Source organism: Rhodococcus sp. DK176 (genome assembly GCF_038447315.2).
Classification (GTDB): Bacteria; Actinomycetota; Actinomycetes; order Mycobacteriales; family Mycobacteriaceae; genus Rhodococcus_F; species Rhodococcus_F jostii_A.
Map to the genome: position 1 here is coordinate 7,487,011 of NZ_CP118321.2, position 16,066 is coordinate 7,503,076.

Sequence of the window (16,066 nt, forward strand, 5' to 3'; positions counted from 1 at the left end):
CAGCACCGATGAATGACGCCGACGGGGCGCGCACCGCGCCCCGCTACCAGCACATGTCGCACTGGGGCATGTTCGAGGCCGAGGTCGCCGACGGCGACGTCGTCGCCGCCCACCCGTACACCGGTGACGCGAACCCGTCACCGGTGCTGGGCAACATCGCCGGATCGGTCCGCAGCAAGGCACGGATCACCGGCCCGGTGGTGCGCCGCGGGTGGCTCGAGAACGGCCCGGGACCCAGCAGTTCCCGAGGGTCCGACGAGTTCGTGTCGGTCGACTGGGAGGAGCTGACCCAGCGGCTGGCGAACGAACTGCGCAGAGTCGTCGACACGCACGGCAACAGCGCGATCTACGGCGGTTCGTACGGCTGGGCCAGCGCGGGACGGTTCCATCACGCCCAGAGTCAGGTCCACCGGTTCCTGAACACGCTCGGCGGCTACACCCGATCGGTGCACAGCTACTCGCTCGGCGCGACGGGCGTCATCATGCCCCGGGTGGTGGGCACGCACTGGAAGATGTTCGCTCGCTCCACGTCCTGGAAGATCATCGCCGAGCACACCGATCTCATGGTGTGCTTCGGTGGCGTCCCCCTCAAGAACACCGGCGTCAATCACGGCGGGACCAGCGACCACCCCACCCGCGACGCACTCGACGCCCTCCGGCGCCGCGGCGGATCCGTCGTGTCGTTCAGTCCGCTGCGCGACGACGTGCACGGCGCCGCCGAACGGCACGCCCCGGTGCCCGGCACCGATGTCGCGATCATGCTCGCCCTGGCGTTCGTCCTCGCGACGGAAGACCTGCATGACACGGCATTCCTGGGCAGCCACTGCGTCGGCTACGACCGCTTCGAGGACTACCTCCTCGGGCGCTCCGACGGCGTACCGAAATCGCCCGCGTGGGCCGAGCAGATCTCGGGCATCGCCGCAGCGGACCTCGTCGCCCTCGCCCGGCGGATGGCGGCGGGCAGGACGATGGTGACCGTCACCTGGTCGCTGCAGAGGGTGCGGCACGGTGAGCAGGCCCCGTGGATGGGGGTCACCCTCGCCGCGATGCTGGGCCAGATCGGCCTACCCGGCGGCGGTTTCGGCCACGGCTACGGTTCCATGAACGAACCCGGGCTCGCCCCCGTCCCGTACCCGCTGCCCACGCTTCCCCAGGGGTTGAACCCCGTGCGCGACTTCATCCCCGTGGCCGCGATCTCGGACATGCTCCTGAACCCGGGCGCACCGTTCGACTACGACGGTCAGCGGCTGACGTACCCGGACATCAAGATGCTGTACTGGGCGGGCGGCAACCCGTTCCACCACCATCAGGACATTCCCCGTCTGCGCCGGGCGCTGGCCCGTCCCGACACGATCGTCGTCCACGACCCCTACTGGACGCCGATGGCCCGGCACGCGGACATCGTCGTCCCATCTACCACTTCGCTCGAGCGGGCCGATCTCAGCTGCACCCGCAACGACCCGCTGCTCGTCGCCATGCACGCCGCCGTCGGGCCGTACGCCGACGCGCAGGACGACTACGACACGTTCGCCGCCGTCGCCCGGAAACTGGGTGTCGGGGAGAAGTTCACCGAGGGCCGCTCGTCCGAGCAGTGGCTCGAGCACCTGTACGGGCAGTGGCGTGACTTCGTCCGCGCGGACGGCGGTCCCGCCCCGAGTTTCGACGACTTCTGGGCGCAGGGCCACGTGCGGATGCGGACCGAGGACGACCTGATCCTGTTCGGCGACTTCCGGGCCGATCCGGTGAACTTCCCCCTCGCCACCCCGAGCGGGCGGATCGAGATCTTCTCCGCCGACATCGACGGATTCGGCTACGACGACTGTGCCGGACACCCACGCTGGTACGAGCCCGAGGAATGGCTGGGCGGCCGACGGGCACGGCAGTTCCCGCTGCACCTGATCGCCAACCAGCCGCGGACCCGCCTGCACAGCCAACTCGACCACGGCGGCACCAGCCAGAAATCGAAGATCCGGGGCCGCGAACCGCTCCGAATCCATCCGGACGACGCCGCCGCCCGCGGACTCACCGCCGGCGACGTCGTCCGCGTGTTCAACGACCGCGGCGCCTGCCTCGCCGGTGTGGTGGTGGACGAGGGCGTCCGGCGCGGTGTGGTCCAGTTGTCGACGGGGGCCTGGTACGACCCGCTCGACGCGACCGACCCGGATTCCCTCTGCGTGCACGGGAACCCCAACGTGCTGACCCCGGACGTGGGCACGTCGTCACTCGCCCACGGCTGCACGGGCCAGCACGTGCTCGTCGAGATCGAACGCTACGAGGGTGAGCTTCCGCCTATCCGGGCGTTCGATCCACCGACGATCATTCGCCGGTCGGTTCCAGGGTCAGCGAGATCGAATTGATGCAGTACCGCTGATCGGTGGGGGTGGGGTAGCCCTCGCCCTCGAAGACGTGGCCCAGGTGGCTGTGGCAGGTCCCGCACACCACCTCGACGCGGCGCATGCCCAGCGACGTGTCCTCGCGGAGGATGACGGCGTCCGAGTCGGCCGGATCGAAGAACGACGGCCACCCGCAGTGCGATTCGAACTTCTCGGTGCTGCGGAACAGCTCGGCGCCACAGGCCCGGCAGTGATAGACGCCTTCCGTCTTCGTGTCGGTGTACTCGCCGACGAAGGGTCGCTCGGTACCGGCCTGGCGCAGCACGGCGTACTCCTCGGGAGTCAGTTTCTCGCGCCACTCGCTGTCGGAGAGAGCAACCTTCGGGGCGGACTGCGTGGGATCCTGCTGCTGCGAACTCATGGCTCCACGCTAATACGTTTCGCCGATTCCGGCCGTGACGCCCTGCGTGCGACGCGGCCTACGTCTTGGCGGTGGCCGACTCGACCTGCGGCTGCACGTCCGGTTCCGGTTCCCGCGCCGGGGTGCCGTGAGCCTTCCCGTCCGGTTCGAGGAGGAACGCCGGGTCGATGCCCCGGTCGAGTCGCCCCTCGCGCCGTGCCGTGACGTAGCGGACGGTCAGCACGCCGAAGACCACGAGGAGCATCAGGCTCCACCCCAGCGTGGTCTTCATGTACTCGGCGGTCCGGCCGGCCTCGATGAACCGGCTCGACAGCCAGCTGTCGTAACTCATGAACCCGTACACGGCCAGCCACGCCGGCCAGTTCCGCATCACCGAATTCTTCAGCACCACGGACATCAGGAGCGGGAAGAGCATCATCGAGTAGTACATCTGGCCGAGCGAGCCGAGCAGCCACGACGCCGTCAGCAGAACCCCCGACGTGGTGACGACGAAGAACAGCTCGTCGTGGCGGTAGTAGCGGTAGAGCAGCCACAGGGAACTGAGCACGATGGCGGTGAAGACGCCGCGCAGGGCCCAGATCAGGGCGGTGGGGAGGCCGTAGTACTTGCCGTTGCCGACGATCGCGCTGTTGAAGTAGTCGCGCGATTCCATCAGGTACGGCACCGTGTGGCGCACGAAGTCCATCGGATCCGCGGACAGCGGCCACGCCACGGCGGTGAGGATCAGGGGAATGCCGATCGCGGTGACGAACACCTTCCACTGTCCGCGCACCAGAGGCAGCAGCAGGAGTGGGGCGAGGATCGGTTTGACCGCGAACGTCAGCCCGATGGCGACACCGGACCACATGTCCTTGCGCTTCATCAGCAACACGAGGAACGCGATCTCGCCGAGCAGGACCAGACCGTTGATGTTGGTGAAGACGAGGGTGTTGGTGACGGTCTCGGAGGAGAACGTGGCGAGCAGCAGGATCGGGGCCGCGATGGAGTTCAATCCCAGGCCGAACAGCCGCAGGAGCAGGTACAACGCGATCACGATGGCGATCGCGTTGGCGATGATGAACAACCACCGGGACTTCTCGGGGTCGATCACCGCGATCGGAGCCATCAGCAGGGTGCCGGACGGCGGATACAGGTAATGCGGATCGACCCAGTTGAAGTTGGCGGTGTAGACGGGGCGGCCGTTGAGGAAGGCCAGCGCAGCGTTGTAGACCGGTCGGAAGTCGTCGGTGATGTACCCGTTGACCGCCTTGACGACCACTCGATGCAGCACTGTCATGACGGCGATCGGCCACAGCGCGAAGTTGATTACCTCGTTGGCAGTCCGCCCGGTGCGCGGTTCGAGTTGTCGAAGGAACACCACGGCACGGTACACCGAGAAGCTCTGACGTGCGGTCACGCACCCCCTGTGGGTGTCGGACCGAACACGTCGGCTAGGCGGGGCAGGCGCTGCCGTCCGGGGGCAGCACGCCGTCCGCGACGTAGGTGACGATCGACTTCTGCGCGCAGTCCGAATGGGTGGCGGGGTGGCCGCTGCCGTGCCACGTCAGGGTCGCGGTCGCGGCGCCTGCGCTCGACACGGCACCGGTCACCGTCCCCACCCCGGCGTTCCCGACGACCGGGTCGGCGGTGCCGCTCAGCACCAGGACCGGGAGTGTCAGCTCGCCGGGCAGGGCGGGCGGCGCGGTCGCGGGCCAGGAGGTGCACGCGAGCAGTCCGACGGCGGCGTTCGGGCCGAACAGCGGGAACCGCTCACCCCACAGCTTCTGCAGTTCGCGAACGCGGTCGGGTGCGGGCCACTGCTGGCCGTCCGTGCAGCGGGTGATGAACTGGCCGTCGGTCTCGTAGGCCGCCTCGGCCTGCGCGATCGCCGCGAGGATCGGCGCCGTGTTTCCGGCGAGGGCGGCGGACACCGCATCGGACAGGGCTCGGACGCGGCCCTGTTGGTCGCCGCCCGCCGCGGCGAGCGACCCGGACACCGCGGTGAGGAGGGCGTTCGCGGAGACCCGCGGGATCTGGCCGTTCGCGGCGCGGGTGACGGCGTCGGTCGTCGCCGCGCGGGGATCGGCGCCGAGGGAGCAGTTCAGGGCGGTGCACTGGCGGGCGAACGCGTCGAATGCCGCCTCCTGACCCGCGACCTGCTGTTCGGTGGCGGTCGCGGCATCCACCGTGGTGACGGCGGGGGAGTCGAGGACGAGTCGGCCGATCCGATCGGGGTACTTGGCGGCGTAGCTGAGCGCGACGGCACTGCCGTTGCCGGTGGCGAGGATCCCGAGCGCATCGACGTCCCAGGTGCGGCGCAGCTCTTCGATGTCGTCGGCGGCGTGGGTGCTGTCGAACGCGAGTTCCTGCGGCTGCAGGTAGTCGGTGCACACGATGGTGGCGTCGCGGCCCAGCGCGGTGACCTTGTCGACCTGGTCACCCGTCCCCGGGTCGAACTGCCCGAGATTCGCCAGGCTGCTGCGGAGCTCCGGAGTGAGGCATTCGATCTCCTGTGAGGAGGCGATGCCGCGGCGGTCCACCGCGACCACCGGTCGCGTCGACAGCAGGGACGTCAGACCGCCGGTGCTCAGCGCGGCGAGCGTCGCGGTCGACGACCGGTCCGATCCCGACGTGAGCACCAGGGGGGCCGCGTTCTCGGGGGTGTCGGCGAGGCGTGCCCGCATGGCCCCCATAGTGAAGGAGCCGGGCAGGGTGCCGCTCTCGTCGACCGCCGACTCGTACGAGCCGCACTCGAAGATCAGCCCGGTGGGCGGCGTCGTTCCCGGGCCAAGGGCGCCGAGGGTGCTCTGCGTGCAGTCGGTCCACGCCAGATCGTTCTTCGGGGTCTGCAACACGGGCGGGGGAGCGTCGGCGTTCTCGGTCTCGGTCGCGGTGGGTTCGCTGCCGCCGCCCTCGCGTTCGACCGCCACGTGCGGCCGGTTGGACGGTCCGGCTCCGCACGCGCTGCACACCACGAGAACCATTGCGAGCAACACCGATCTGCGCATGGCGACCACCCTGCCAGGTTCCCCTACGGGCGGGGCAGCCGCACCCATCTGGTGAGGACGGTGCCGTCGGTGTCGGTGAGGATGTGCGCGGGAGTCATCGCGATGATCCGGGCACCCGGCGCGGTGGCGACGCGACCCGCGGTTCCGCCGACGAGTACGGGCGCCGTGGTCAGGCAGACCTCGTCGACGACGTCGTCCGCGGTCAGCCGGCCGAACAGGCTCGGGCCGCCCTCGCAGAGCACACGGCGCAATCCGAGATGCTCGAGGGCGGCGATCAGCCCGTCGCCGGTGATCTGCCCGTCGCCGGCGGTCACGATCCGCGCACCCGCGTCGGCGAGAGCACGGACCCGCCCCGGGTCCGCGTCCGTGCACGTGACGACGATCGGGGCCACCTCCGTGTCGGTGAACAGGCGTGACTGCGGGTCGAGGTGGGCGCGTGCCGACACGACGGCGATCGGCGGGACCTCCGGCATCCCCGACGCCACCCGACGTCGTCTGCCTTCAGCGTGAATGCGCGCCCCGCCGTAGTTCTCCACCCGGACGGTTCCGGCCCCGACCAGCACGACGTCGGCCAACTCCCGCAGTGTTTCGAAGACCAGCCTGTCCGCCGGTGTGCCGAGCGCCCCGCTGACCCCGTCCACGGAGACGGCACCGTCGATGCTGCTCACGAAGTTGACGCGGACCCAGGGTCGCGGGGTCTCCGCCGGGTACGCATACAGGTCGCGCAGTGCGTTCGCGGTCGATTCGCTGGACTCCGGGCGGGCAGGCGGACTGTCCGGTGTGAAAAATGTCGCAATATGTACACGGTGCATGTTGGTGATCACAACACGTGGATACGCTGCTTGTATGCATGCACGTCTTGTCGATCGCAGCCCCGTGGTACCGGCTGATCAGTTGGTAGCTCAGATGGTGCCCCCGGCCATGTTCGACGAGGTGAGCTTCGCGTCGTACATCCCCGACCCAGCAGAACCCAGCCAGGCCGCCGCGGTCCAGACGGCCGAGGAGTTCGCGAAGAAGGTCGTGAAGATCCGCAGCGGCGGACGACGCGGCCTGTTCGGGAAGAAGACGCAGGCCACCGGTGCCGGTCTCTACCTCGACGGCGGCTTCGGCGTCGGCAAGACCCACCTTCTGGCCTCGATCTTCCACAGCGTCCCGTCGCCCAAGGCGTTCGGCACGTTCGTGGAGCTGACGCACGTCGTCGGTGCCCTCGGTTTCAACAAGGCCGTCGAGCAGCTGTCCGGCCACAGCGTTCTCTGCATCGACGAATTCGAACTCGACGACCCGGGCGACACCATGCTGGTGTCCCGCCTGCTGTCGGAATTGTCGGCGCGCGGCGTGTCCATCGTGGCGACGTCGAACACCCTGCCGGGCCAGCTCGGTGAAGGACGATTCGCCGCGCAGGACTTCCTGCGCGAGATCAAGAAGCTCGGCTCGATCTTCGAGACGATCCGCGTCGACGGCCCCGACTACCGGCACCGCGACCTGCCACCGGCCCCGGACCCGATCTCCTCGGAGGAGCTCGCCGAGCGCGCCGACAGCATCCCCGGCGCCACCCTCGACGACTTCGACGCGCTGTGCAAGCACCTCAGCACGCTGCACCCGTCCCGCTACAACAAGCTGGTCGAGGGCATCCCGGCCGTCTTCCTGGATGGCGTCCACCCCGCCGAGGACCAGTCGGTCGCGCTGCGCCTGGTGGTCCTCGCCGACCGCCTGTACGACGCGAGCATCCCGGTCACCGTGGCCGGGGCCAAGCTCGACGCGATCTTCACTCCCGAGATGCTGGCCGGTGGGTACCGGAAGAAGTACCTGCGTGCCACGTCGCGCCTGCTCGCACTGTCGCGCTTCGAGGTCGCCGCGAGCTGACCCAGCTCGTCACAGCGCCCGCTGCATCACGAAATCGTGGTGCAGCTGGGTGCCGACGAGGAAGGTCTTCGTTCCGACCTGCGTGAATCCGTGCTTCGCGTAGAAGCGCTGGGCGCGCACATTCTCCTGGTTGACGCCGAGCCACAGCCCGGCGGACCCCGCGGCCACGGCGCGTTCGACGATGGCGTCCATCAGCGCGGACGCGACACCGGTCCCGTGATTGCCGGGGAGCACGTACAGCTTGCTGATCTCGGTGGTCGGCCGCAGCGTCACGGCCCTGCCGACATCCGGGTCGGCGGGTTCACCGTCGATCAGCATCGCGTAGCCGACGATCGCCCCGCCGTGGGTGACCTTCAGGACGGTGCGGTTCGGGTCGGTGAGGTACTCCGAGAACCGTTCGGCCGACAGCACGTCGTCGATGAAGGCAGCAATGTCGTCCTGTGTCGCGCCGGGTGGGCACGCGAGAGGGAACGTTGCCGCGGCGACGTCGGCGATCGCCTCGGAATCCCAGATCCCCGCCGGGTCTATCTCGACAGTCACAGCTGATCCACCGCGTCCTTCGCTTCCCGAAGTGTCATTCCCGTACTGTCCCGCAGCCGGGTGATCGCCGCAACGGTCTTGATCGACTCGATCGTCCCGGGGTGTGCGAGCCGCCACGAGCGGACCGTGACGAGACCGGCACCGCGACGTAGACGATCGCCACGGCGGTCACGAACGATCCCCGAGTCGGCATATCCTAAGTAGAACATCTGCCGTCAGTCGCGATCCGGGGTCCACTCGGATTGCCGGTCCCGGTCCCGGTCCGGGGCGAATGCGGGGGCGAGCACGACGAGCCCCACCGCGAACAGGAGTGGGACCACGAACCCGATCCGCAGGCTGGTCGCGGCGGCCACGCCGCCGACGATCGCCCCGCCCACGAGCGTGCCCACGTAGTTGAACAGGTTGATCCGCGCCACGACGTCGTCCACCTGGCCGGTGGGTGCCAGCCGGCCGGCGGCGCTGAAACACAGGGGAGCGACGACCGGCACGCCGAGGCCCACGACGAGGAATCCGGCGATCGCGACGGCCGGGGACGGGGCGAGCACGACGACCGTCAATCCGGCGACACCGACCGCCGAACCCGCACGGACGACGGCGATCTCGCCGTACTTCGCCACCCAGAAGTCGCCGGTCAGACGCGACACCACAGCCGCGCACTGGTATGCGGCCAGTGCCAGGGCGGCCGTGCCGGCGTCCGCGAGCAGAACGTTCCGGACGTACAGCGCGGACCAGTTGCCGACACCGAAATCGATGGCGTAGAACAACGCCATCGCGGTGCCGAGCGCGAGCAGCGCTCGGATCGGAACCGGCACGGGCACAGGGCCGGTCGACGGCGGGGCGGTGCCCGCCGGCTCCTGACGGGCCAGGAGCCGGGGGCCGCAGACGGCGAGGCCGACGGCCACGACGAGCGCCGCCACCAGTTGCGCGCCGGTCACGCTGACGTCGAGGGCGGAGGTGGCGGCGACGAAGAGTGCACACCCGCAATCGCGCCGACGCTCCACACCGCGTGGAACGACGACAGGATGAAACGGCCGTACGCGCGCTGGATCGACACCGCCTGCATGTTGGCGGCGGCGTCGACGATGCCCAGCCCGGCGCCGTACACGGACAGGCAGACGAAGAACGCCGCGGTGTTCGGGCTGAAACCGAGGGCGCCACCGGCGACCGCGATGGTCGCGAGCCCGAGCTGCAGCGCCGACCTGCTGGAGAATCGGCGGGCCAGGTGCTCGGCGAGGACGCTTCCCGCCCCGGCGATGAGAGACACCGTCACGACCGCGACCACGATGACCGTGGCGTCGAACCCGAATCGGTCCTGGTACTGCGGCAGTTGGGTGAGGACGGCCGCGAGGAGAAAACCCTGCAGGCCGAATGCGCCCGCAGCGGCGATCCGTGCCGAGCGGTGGTCCGCGGACACGTCTGCGCGTGGTGAATCCGTCATGGAGTCGGCCTTCGGTAGAGGATATCCGATCGATTGGACGAGTGTCCAATACTTTGCGGGGATGTGCAGCGTTCTCCGAAGGGGCGGGCGAAATGTCCGAAAGCGGGGTGTGTGAGGTGCCTGGACCAAGACTGAGCCCCAGCCTTGGATGGGGGGTCATGGCTGGGGCTCATTGCCATCGGGGGGGTGGATGGCAAGTTCGACGATACATGAGGAATTCCTCACGTTCCAGATGCAGCGGTAACGATTTCGTCACCCGCCCGTCACCGGCGGTCGGCGCGGCACCGTGAATCGGGGTTGTCTCTGCGGACGGTTGTCGCTTACAGTGTCATCCATGCAGCGCATTCTCGTAGTTCTCCGCCGTAGCGGGGTCTGATACGGACCGACCCCTCGCTGCGGGTCGTTGAGCTACGCGTTGGTCCTCCCTTCTTTCAGGAAGACCACGAGAATGAGTACCAACACTTCTTTCGCCTCATCCTTTCCCTCGTCGACACCGGCCGCCGACCCGTTCGCCGCGCGCCACGGCAGGTCGCTGCCACGGGAACTCCGCACCGAATCCGCCGGAATGGCGTGGTCCGTGTTCGAGGCCGCCTACGCGCCGTCCACCGGACCGTTCCGTCTGGGCAGTTGGTCGGAAACGAAGACCGGCCCCGGGATGTGGGATTTCGAAGCGACGCTCGGTATCGGCGAATCGATCCGCAAGACCGGTGCGAGCGCGCCCGGTCCGGTGGCCGCCATGACCTCGATGCTGTACGACGCGGGGTGTGCGATGGAGATCCTGTCTTTTCATCAGCACGAGATCGGGCACCGCACCGCGACATTCCTGCTCTGCGAGCGCGACGGCATCAGGCTCTGGGCGATGGGAATCGGTGAATCCCACACGGAATCGACTCTGCGTGCGATGATCTCCGGCGCCAACCGGCTCCAGCCCGCCTGATACCCGGACAACAGTTCAGCCCCGGTCGAGGACCGGGGCTGAACTGTCGTGAACTGTTCGGTTGACAGTGAACTGGTGCGCGATACTGGGATTGAACCAGTGACCTCTTCCGTGTCAGGGAAGCGCTCTCCCGCTGAGCTAATCGCGCGGGATGGAGAAAAGAGAGCGGACGACGGGATTCGAACCCGCGACCCCAACCTTGGCAAGGTTGTGCGCTACCAGCTGCGCCACGTCCGCATTCGTGAAAGCCCCCGGGCTGGGGGCCGTCACTGGTCGAGCAAGTAAAACAGTCGTGCATCTATCATCTATCTCGGTGCGCGATACTGGGATTGAACCAGTGACCTCTTCCGTGTCAGGGAAGCGCTCTCCCGCTGAGCTAATCGCGCGAGGTGGAGACGGGAATCGAACCCGTGTGCACGGCTTTGCAGGCCGTTGCCTCACCACTCGGCCACTCCACCGTGAAGGTTGAGTCCAACCTCTCGAGCGGACGACGGGATTCGAACCCGCGACCCCAACCTTGGCAAGGTTGTGCGCTACCAGCTGCGCCACGTCCGCATGCACCCTGTAACTCGCGGAGAATGTTCTCCGTGGTGCGGTTGAGAACATTAGCCGACCATCCGCGATAGTTACAAATCTGCAGGTCAAGGCATCAGACGGTGAACTACGCATGAACGACGCCGGGTCGCGGACGTGCCGCGGGCGGGGGTCGACACGAATCCCAGCGACGTGATTTTCGTTCGGCCGCTCGGTCGTGTTAATGTTCCAACTCGTTCGAGCGCGAGTGTTTGGCGCGCCTCGGTCCCGTGGCTCAGTGGAAGAGCGTCCCGTTCACACCGGGGAGGTCGCTGGTTCGATCCCAGCCGGGACCACAGAAAAGAAGAGGGCGTTTCCGAAATCGGAAACGCCCTCTTCTTTTTCGTGTGCGCACCCGAATAATCGGTTGTTCCGGCTCTCCGGTGCGGCGGACAATGAACTCAGCCGGCCGAAATTTCCCGGGTGATCCGCTATCGAAGGACTGAGTCCCATGTTCCCCGTGAGGCTGGAAGGCACCACCGCGCCCACCTTGATGTGGGCGGAAGAGTGGACCATCGAGCAGGCAGCGTTGCAGCAGCTGCGGAACATGGCCGACCTGCCGTGGGTGCACGGTGTGCGGGTCATGCCCGACGTCCATGTCGGCAAGGGTGCGACGGTCGGTTCCGTCATCGCGATGCGGGAGGCGGTCGCCCCGGCAGCGGTCGGCGTCGACATCGGGTGCGGGATGACGGCGGTCCGGACGGATGTGACCGCGAACGATCTGCCCGACAGCCTGCGCTCGATGCGCTCGCGCATCGAGCACGCGGTGCCGGTCGGGTTCGCCATGCACGAGCGTTCGGTGAACGTCGGCGCACTGGACGTCAGGGACGCCGGGGGAGTGAAGAAGGGATGGCACCGCTTCTGGCAGGAATTCGGTGACCTGCATTCCGGCGTCCAGTCCCGCGAATCCAGGGCGATGAAGCAGATCGGAACGCTCGGCGGCGGCAACCACTTCATCGAGGTGTGCCTGTCGGACGCCGACGAGGTCTGGCTGATGCTCCACTCCGGTTCACGCAACATCGGCAAGGAGCTGGCGGAGCGGCACATCGCGGTGGCGCGGGCGTTGCCGCACAACCAGCGGCTGGTCGATCGCGATCTCGCGGTGTTCCTCGCAGGCAGCAAGGAGATGGACGCGTACCGCCACGACCTGACGTGGGCGCAGGAATACGCGGCCCGCAACCGTGCCGTCATACTCACGTTGGTGATGCAGGCATTCCGGCAGGCTCTGCCCGGCAGGCCGGTGCGATTCGACGAGCCGATCTCCTGCCACCACAACTATGTGTCGGAGGAGATCATCGACGGCGAGCCGATGCTCGTCACCCGCAAGGGCGCGATCCGGGCCGGGCGGGGTGATCTCGGACTCATCCCCGGATCCATGGGCACCGGTTCCTACGTGGTGCGTGGCCTGGGCTCCGAGTTGTCCTTCCATTCGGCATCGCACGGGGCGGGACGGACGATGAGCCGCACGAAGGCGAAGAAGCGCTTCACCGTCGACGACCTCGTGCGGCAGACGTCCGGAGTCGAATCGCGTAAGGACGCGGGCGTGATCGACGAGATCCCCGGCGCCTACAAGGACATCGAGCAGGTGATCGAAGCGCAGGCCGACCTCGTGGAGGTCGTGGCCCACCTGCGGCAGGTCGTCTGTGTGAAGGGATGACCTGCGGGCGGTGCGACGACGCGCCGCCGCAGGTCGCGCTCGGTAGGCTGGAGCGGTGACTAGCGGAGAAGCTCGGCCGGGACCCGCGCCCGAGAACGTGGACGTGGACGACTCGGATCTGTCCCCGTTCCAGGAAGCGGAGAGCCGGTGGCACCGGTGGCGGGCGCACATCGCGGCGCGGCCGAGCCTCAATCTGGCGTACCGCATCGCGGTGGGGGTCATCGGGGCCCTGGTGCTGGCCGCCGGGATCGTCGCGATTCCCTATCCGGGCCCCGGCTGGCTGATCGTGTTCGCGGGGCTCGGGATCCTCGCATCCGAGTTCGCTTGGGCCCACCGGCTGCTGCACTACGCGCGGCAGCGCTACGACAAGTTCATGCACTGGTTCTCGCGGCAGTCACTGGTGGTCAAGGGGGCGGGCGCGCTGCTGACGTGTGTCATCGTCCTCGCCACGCTGTGGTTGCTCGGGACGTTCGGTCTCGTCGGAACGTGGATCGGCCTCGACTACCCGTGGCTGGAGAGCCCGCTCTAGCCGGACGCATGGTTGGGTGTGACTGCTGGGCCGATAACATGGGCTGGCACATTCACCATGTCTGCACCGCACACCTCACCTAGGAGAACATCGCCGTGAGCACCCCCGCATCCGCCGCCCCAGCCGCCCTCGTCCGGGTGCCCGCGGGGACTACGGCCGGTACAGCGGTTCGGGAGGCGGGCTACCCGAGCAAGGGTCCGGACGTCGTCGTCGTGGTCCGTGACGCCGAGGGCCAGCTCAAGGACCTGTCCTGGGTGCCCGACACCGACGTCGAGGTCGAGCCGGTCGCGGCGAACACCGACGACGGCCGCAGCGTCATCCGCCACTCCGCCGCCCACGTGCTCGCGCAGGCCGTCCAGCAGGAGTTCCCCGAGGCGAAGCTGGGCATCGGCCCGCCGATCAAGGACGGCTTCTACTACGACTTCGCCGTCGATCGCCCGTTCACCCCCGAGGACCTCGCGAGCCTCGAGAAGCGGATGAAGAAGATCATCAAGGGGTCGCAGCGGTTCTCCCGCCGCGTCGTCGAGTCGCTCGAGGACGCGCGCGCCGAGCTGGCGAAGGAGCCCTTCAAGCTCGAACTCATCGACGACAAGTCGGGCATCGACGATCCGGAGATCATGGAGGTGGGCGGCAACGAGCTCACCATCTACGACAACCTGGACCCGCGGACCGGCGAGAAGGTGTGGGGGGATCTGTGCCGCGGCCCGCACATCCCCACCACCAAGCACATCCCGGCGTTCAAGCTCACCCGCAGCTCGGCGGCGTACTGGCGCGGTAATCAGGACAACGCCGATCTCCAGCGCATCTACGGCACCGCGTGGGAGTCGGCGGAGGCGCAGGACCAGCACCTGGAGCTGCTCGCGGAGGCGGAACGCCGCGACCACCGCAAGCTGGGGTCCGAACTCGACCTGTTCAGCTTCCCCGACGAACTCGGCTCCGGACTGCCCGTGTTCCATCCGCGGGGCGGAATCATCCGCACCGAGATGGAGGACTACTCCCGCAAGCGGCACGTCGAGGAGGGGTACGAGTTCGTCAACACCCCCCACATCACCAAGGGGCACCTCTACGAGGTGTCGGGTCACCTGGACTGGTACCGCGACGGCATGTTCCCGGCGATGCACATCGACGAGGAGCTGAACGAGGACGGCACCGTGCGCAAGCTGGGCCAGGACTACTACCTCAAGCCGATGAACTGCCCGATGCACAACCTGATCTTCCGCTCCCGCGGCCGGTCGTACCGCGAGCTGCCGTTGCGGCTCTTCGAGTTCGGTTCCGTGTACCGGTACGAGAAGTCGGGTGTCGTCCACGGACTCACCCGCGTGCGCGGCATGACGCAGGACGACGCGCACATCTACTGCACCCGTGAGCAGATGCGTGACGAACTGGCGACCACCCTGCAGTTCGTGCTCGGCCTGCTGAAGGACTACGGACTCGACGACTTCTACCTCGAGCTGTCCACCAAGAACCCGGACAAGTTCGTCGGCGACGACGCCGTGTGGGAGGAAGCGACGGCGACTCTCGCCGAGGTCGCGGAGTCGTCGGGGCTGAACCTGGTTCCCGATCCGGGCGGCGCCGCGTTCTACGGACCGAAGATCTCGGTGCAGGTGCAGGACGCCCTGGGCCGCACCTGGCAGATGTCGACCATTCAGCTCGACTTCAACCTGCCGGAGCGTTTCGACCTCGAGTACACGGCCAACGACGGCACCAAGCAGCGTCCGGTCATGATCCACCGGGCCCTGTTCGGTTCCATCGAACGGTTCTTCGGCGTGCTCACCGAGCACTACGCGGGTGCGTTCCCGGCGTGGCTGGCGCCCGTCCAGGTGGTCGGCATCCCGGTGGCCGAGACGTTCGCCGATCACCTCTTCGACGTGGTGAAGCGGCTGAAGGCGGCCGGTGTCCGCGCCGAGGTCGACGCGAGCGACGACCGCATGCAGAAGAAGATCTTCAACAACACGGCGCAGAAGGTGCCCTTCATGTTGCTGGCGGGTGCGCGCGACGTCGAGGCGGGTGCCGTCAGCTTCCGATTCCGGGACGGCACCCAGGTCAACGGCGTGCCCGTGGACGACGCCGTGCGGATCGTCACCGAGTGGATCGGTCGCCGCGAGAATGCCTCGCCGACGGCGGAACTGCTGCAACCCGGTAAGGAAGGGTGACGCACATGACCGGAGGTGACGACGTGACGGCCGACGAGATGCTCGGCGGCCCCGGCCGCCTCGTCGACCGCGGCCCCGGCGAACCCGATCACCTCCAGCGGATCTGGTCGCCGCACCGCATGTCGTACATCGCCGAGGCGCCGAAGTCGCGGGACACCCCGAACGAGCCGTTCATCGACATCCCGAAGATGGACGACGAGGACGGGTTGATCGTCGCCCGGGGTGAGCACGTCTATGCGGTGCTCAACCTGTACCCGTACAACCCGGGGCACCTGATGGTCGTTCCCTACCGCAAGGTCGCGGCGCTCGAAGACCTGACGGAGGAGGAAAGCGCCGAGTTGATGTCGTTCACGCAGCAGGCTCTGCGCGTGATCAAGCGGGTGTCGCGGCCGGACGGTTTCAACGTCGGTCTCAATCTCGGTGCGGCGGCAGGTGGTTCGCTCGCCGAGCACCTGCATCAGCACATCGTGCCGCGCTGGGGCGGGGACGCGAACTTCATCACGGTCCTCGCCGGGGTCAAGGTCATGCCGCAGTTGCTGCGCGAGACCCGGGGGCTGCTGGCGAAGGCCTGGAATGAATGACGCGTTAGATGAATGACGCGGGAGTCGCTGGCTCACGCGTGCGGGGTTCCTGGC

At 67.8% G+C, this 16,066-nt stretch carries 13 protein-coding genes, 6 tRNA genes and 1 pseudogene; 8 read left to right on the top strand and 12 right to left on the bottom strand.

Annotated elements, in window-relative coordinates:
• Positions 1 to 8: 8 nt before the first annotated feature.
• A complete protein-coding gene (locus PSR88_RS34840; RefSeq protein ID WP_011598619.1) occupies positions 9 to 2,357 on the top strand; it encodes a molybdopterin guanine dinucleotide-containing S/N-oxide reductase in 2,349 nt (782 codons plus the stop codon).
• On the opposite strand, the gene msrB is transcribed toward PSR88_RS34840, so the two are convergent.
• The 4 genes from msrB to PSR88_RS34860 are packed head-to-tail and all read right to left on the bottom strand — an operon-like array spanning position 2,317 to position 6,553.
• Positions 2,317 to 2,754 carry a peptide-methionine (R)-S-oxide reductase MsrB gene (msrB, locus tag PSR88_RS34845; protein ID WP_009480111.1) on the bottom strand — a complete coding sequence of 146 codons (438 nt, stop codon included), beginning with the start codon at positions 2,752 to 2,754 and terminating at the stop codon, positions 2,317 to 2,319. The two genes, PSR88_RS34840 and msrB, sit on opposite strands and share 41 nt — an antisense overlap.
• A gap of 58 nt (positions 2,755 to 2,812) precedes the next feature.
• A complete protein-coding gene (locus PSR88_RS34850; RefSeq protein ID WP_009480112.1) occupies positions 2,813 to 4,150 on the bottom strand; it encodes a glycosyltransferase family 87 protein in 1,338 nt (445 codons plus the stop codon).
• 34 nt (positions 4,151 to 4,184) lie between these two features.
• The gene (locus PSR88_RS34855) at positions 4,185 to 5,750 is read right to left on the bottom strand and encodes an alpha/beta fold hydrolase (RefSeq protein ID WP_016880150.1); all 1,566 of its coding nucleotides are present in this window, start codon (positions 5,748 to 5,750) and stop codon (positions 4,185 to 4,187) included.
• Between the two features lie 14 nt (positions 5,751 to 5,764).
• Positions 5,765 to 6,553 carry a pyrimidine reductase family protein gene (locus PSR88_RS34860; RefSeq protein WP_016880151.1) on the bottom strand — a complete coding sequence of 263 codons (789 nt, stop codon included), beginning with the start codon at positions 6,551 to 6,553 and terminating at the stop codon, positions 5,765 to 5,767.
• Positions 6,554 to 6,587: 34 nt separating this feature from the next.
• On the opposite strand from PSR88_RS34860, the gene zapE reads away from it, so the two are divergent.
• On the top strand, positions 6,588 to 7,604 hold the full coding sequence (gene zapE, locus PSR88_RS34865) for a cell division protein ZapE (protein ID WP_025432416.1): 1,017 nt from the start codon (positions 6,588 to 6,590) through the stop codon (positions 7,602 to 7,604).
• Positions 7,605 to 7,613: 9 nt separating this feature from the next.
• On the opposite strand, the gene PSR88_RS34870 is transcribed toward zapE, so the two are convergent.
• From PSR88_RS34870 to PSR88_RS34880, 3 genes and pseudogenes are all read right to left on the bottom strand, one after another.
• Positions 7,614 to 8,144: a GNAT family N-acetyltransferase gene (locus PSR88_RS34870; protein ID WP_011598623.1), complete on the bottom strand. Its 531-nt coding sequence runs from the start codon at positions 8,142 to 8,144 to the stop codon at positions 7,614 to 7,616.
• Entirely contained in the window at positions 8,141 to 8,353 is a 213-nt protein-coding gene (locus PSR88_RS34875) for a hypothetical protein (RefSeq protein WP_009480117.1), read from the bottom strand. The genes PSR88_RS34870 and PSR88_RS34875 overlap by 4 nt, the downstream gene beginning before the upstream one ends.
• A 6-nt stretch (positions 8,354 to 8,359) precedes the next feature.
• A pseudogene (locus PSR88_RS34880) lies at positions 8,360 to 9,582 on the bottom strand (MFS transporter).
• A gap of 448 nt (positions 9,583 to 10,030) precedes the next feature.
• On the opposite strand from PSR88_RS34880, the gene PSR88_RS34885 reads away from it, so the two are divergent.
• The gene (locus PSR88_RS34885) at positions 10,031 to 10,519 is read left to right on the top strand and encodes an alpha-isopropylmalate synthase regulatory domain-containing protein (protein ID WP_011598625.1); all 489 of its coding nucleotides are present in this window, start codon (positions 10,031 to 10,033) and stop codon (positions 10,517 to 10,519) included.
• 73 nt (positions 10,520 to 10,592) lie between these two features.
• Here PSR88_RS34885 and PSR88_RS34890 read toward each other — a convergent pair.
• From PSR88_RS34890 to PSR88_RS34910, 5 genes are all read right to left on the bottom strand, one after another.
• Positions 10,593 to 10,667: transfer RNA gene (locus PSR88_RS34890), tRNA-Val, on the bottom strand.
• Between the two features lie 16 nt (positions 10,668 to 10,683).
• Positions 10,684 to 10,756 (bottom strand) — tRNA-Gly (locus PSR88_RS34895).
• A 77-nt stretch (positions 10,757 to 10,833) separates the two neighbouring features.
• A tRNA-Val gene (locus PSR88_RS34900) sits at positions 10,834 to 10,905 on the bottom strand.
• A 1-nt stretch (position 10,906) separates the two neighbouring features.
• Positions 10,907 to 10,977 (bottom strand) — tRNA-Cys (locus PSR88_RS34905).
• A gap of 24 nt (positions 10,978 to 11,001) precedes the next feature.
• Positions 11,002 to 11,074, bottom strand: a tRNA-Gly gene (locus PSR88_RS34910).
• Positions 11,075 to 11,316: 242 nt separating this feature from the next.
• Here PSR88_RS34910 and PSR88_RS34915 point away from each other — a divergent pair.
• From PSR88_RS34915 to PSR88_RS34935, 5 genes are all read left to right on the top strand, one after another.
• Positions 11,317 to 11,388 (top strand) — tRNA-Val (locus tag PSR88_RS34915).
• 155 nt (positions 11,389 to 11,543) lie between these two features.
• The gene (locus PSR88_RS34920; RefSeq protein WP_011598626.1) at positions 11,544 to 12,749 is read left to right on the top strand and encodes an RtcB family protein; all 1,206 of its coding nucleotides are present in this window, start codon (positions 11,544 to 11,546) and stop codon (positions 12,747 to 12,749) included.
• Positions 12,750 to 12,852: 103 nt separating this feature from the next.
• Entirely contained in the window at positions 12,853 to 13,278 is a 426-nt protein-coding gene (locus tag PSR88_RS34925) for a TIGR02611 family protein (RefSeq protein ID WP_029537556.1), read from the top strand.
• Between the two features lie 95 nt (positions 13,279 to 13,373).
• Complete coding sequence (gene thrS, locus PSR88_RS34930) at positions 13,374 to 15,431, top strand: threonine--tRNA ligase (RefSeq protein WP_016880152.1); 2,058 nt, start codon at positions 13,374 to 13,376, stop codon at positions 15,429 to 15,431.
• A 5-nt stretch (positions 15,432 to 15,436) separates the two neighbouring features.
• The gene (locus PSR88_RS34935; RefSeq protein WP_005240964.1) at positions 15,437 to 16,012 is read left to right on the top strand and encodes an HIT family protein; all 576 of its coding nucleotides are present in this window, start codon (positions 15,437 to 15,439) and stop codon (positions 16,010 to 16,012) included.
• Positions 16,013 to 16,066: the final 54 nt, after the last annotated feature.

What these genes read in the sequence shown, in the direction of transcription:
- PSR88_RS34840 (WP_011598619.1), top strand. Translation starts at nt 9, where the DNA reads ATGAATGACGCCGACGGGGCGCGCACCGCGCCCCGCTACCAGCACATG.
- msrB (WP_009480111.1), bottom strand. Translation starts at nt 2,754, where the DNA reads ATGAGTTCGCAGCAGCAGGATCCCACGCAGTCCGCCCCGAAGGTTGCT.
- PSR88_RS34860 (WP_016880151.1), bottom strand. Translation starts at nt 6,553, where the DNA reads ATGCACCGTGTACATATTGCGACATTTTTCACACCGGACAGTCCGCCT.
- zapE (WP_025432416.1), top strand. Translation starts at nt 6,588, where the DNA reads ATGCATGCACGTCTTGTCGATCGCAGCCCCGTGGTACCGGCTGATCAG.
- PSR88_RS34875 (WP_009480117.1), bottom strand. Translation starts at nt 8,353, where the DNA reads ATGTTCTACTTAGGATATGCCGACTCGGGGATCGTTCGTGACCGCCGT.
- PSR88_RS34885 (WP_011598625.1), top strand. Translation starts at nt 10,031, where the DNA reads ATGAGTACCAACACTTCTTTCGCCTCATCCTTTCCCTCGTCGACACCG.
- PSR88_RS34920 (WP_011598626.1), top strand. Translation starts at nt 11,544, where the DNA reads ATGTTCCCCGTGAGGCTGGAAGGCACCACCGCGCCCACCTTGATGTGG.
- PSR88_RS34935 (WP_005240964.1), top strand. Translation starts at nt 15,437, where the DNA reads ATGACCGGAGGTGACGACGTGACGGCCGACGAGATGCTCGGCGGCCCC.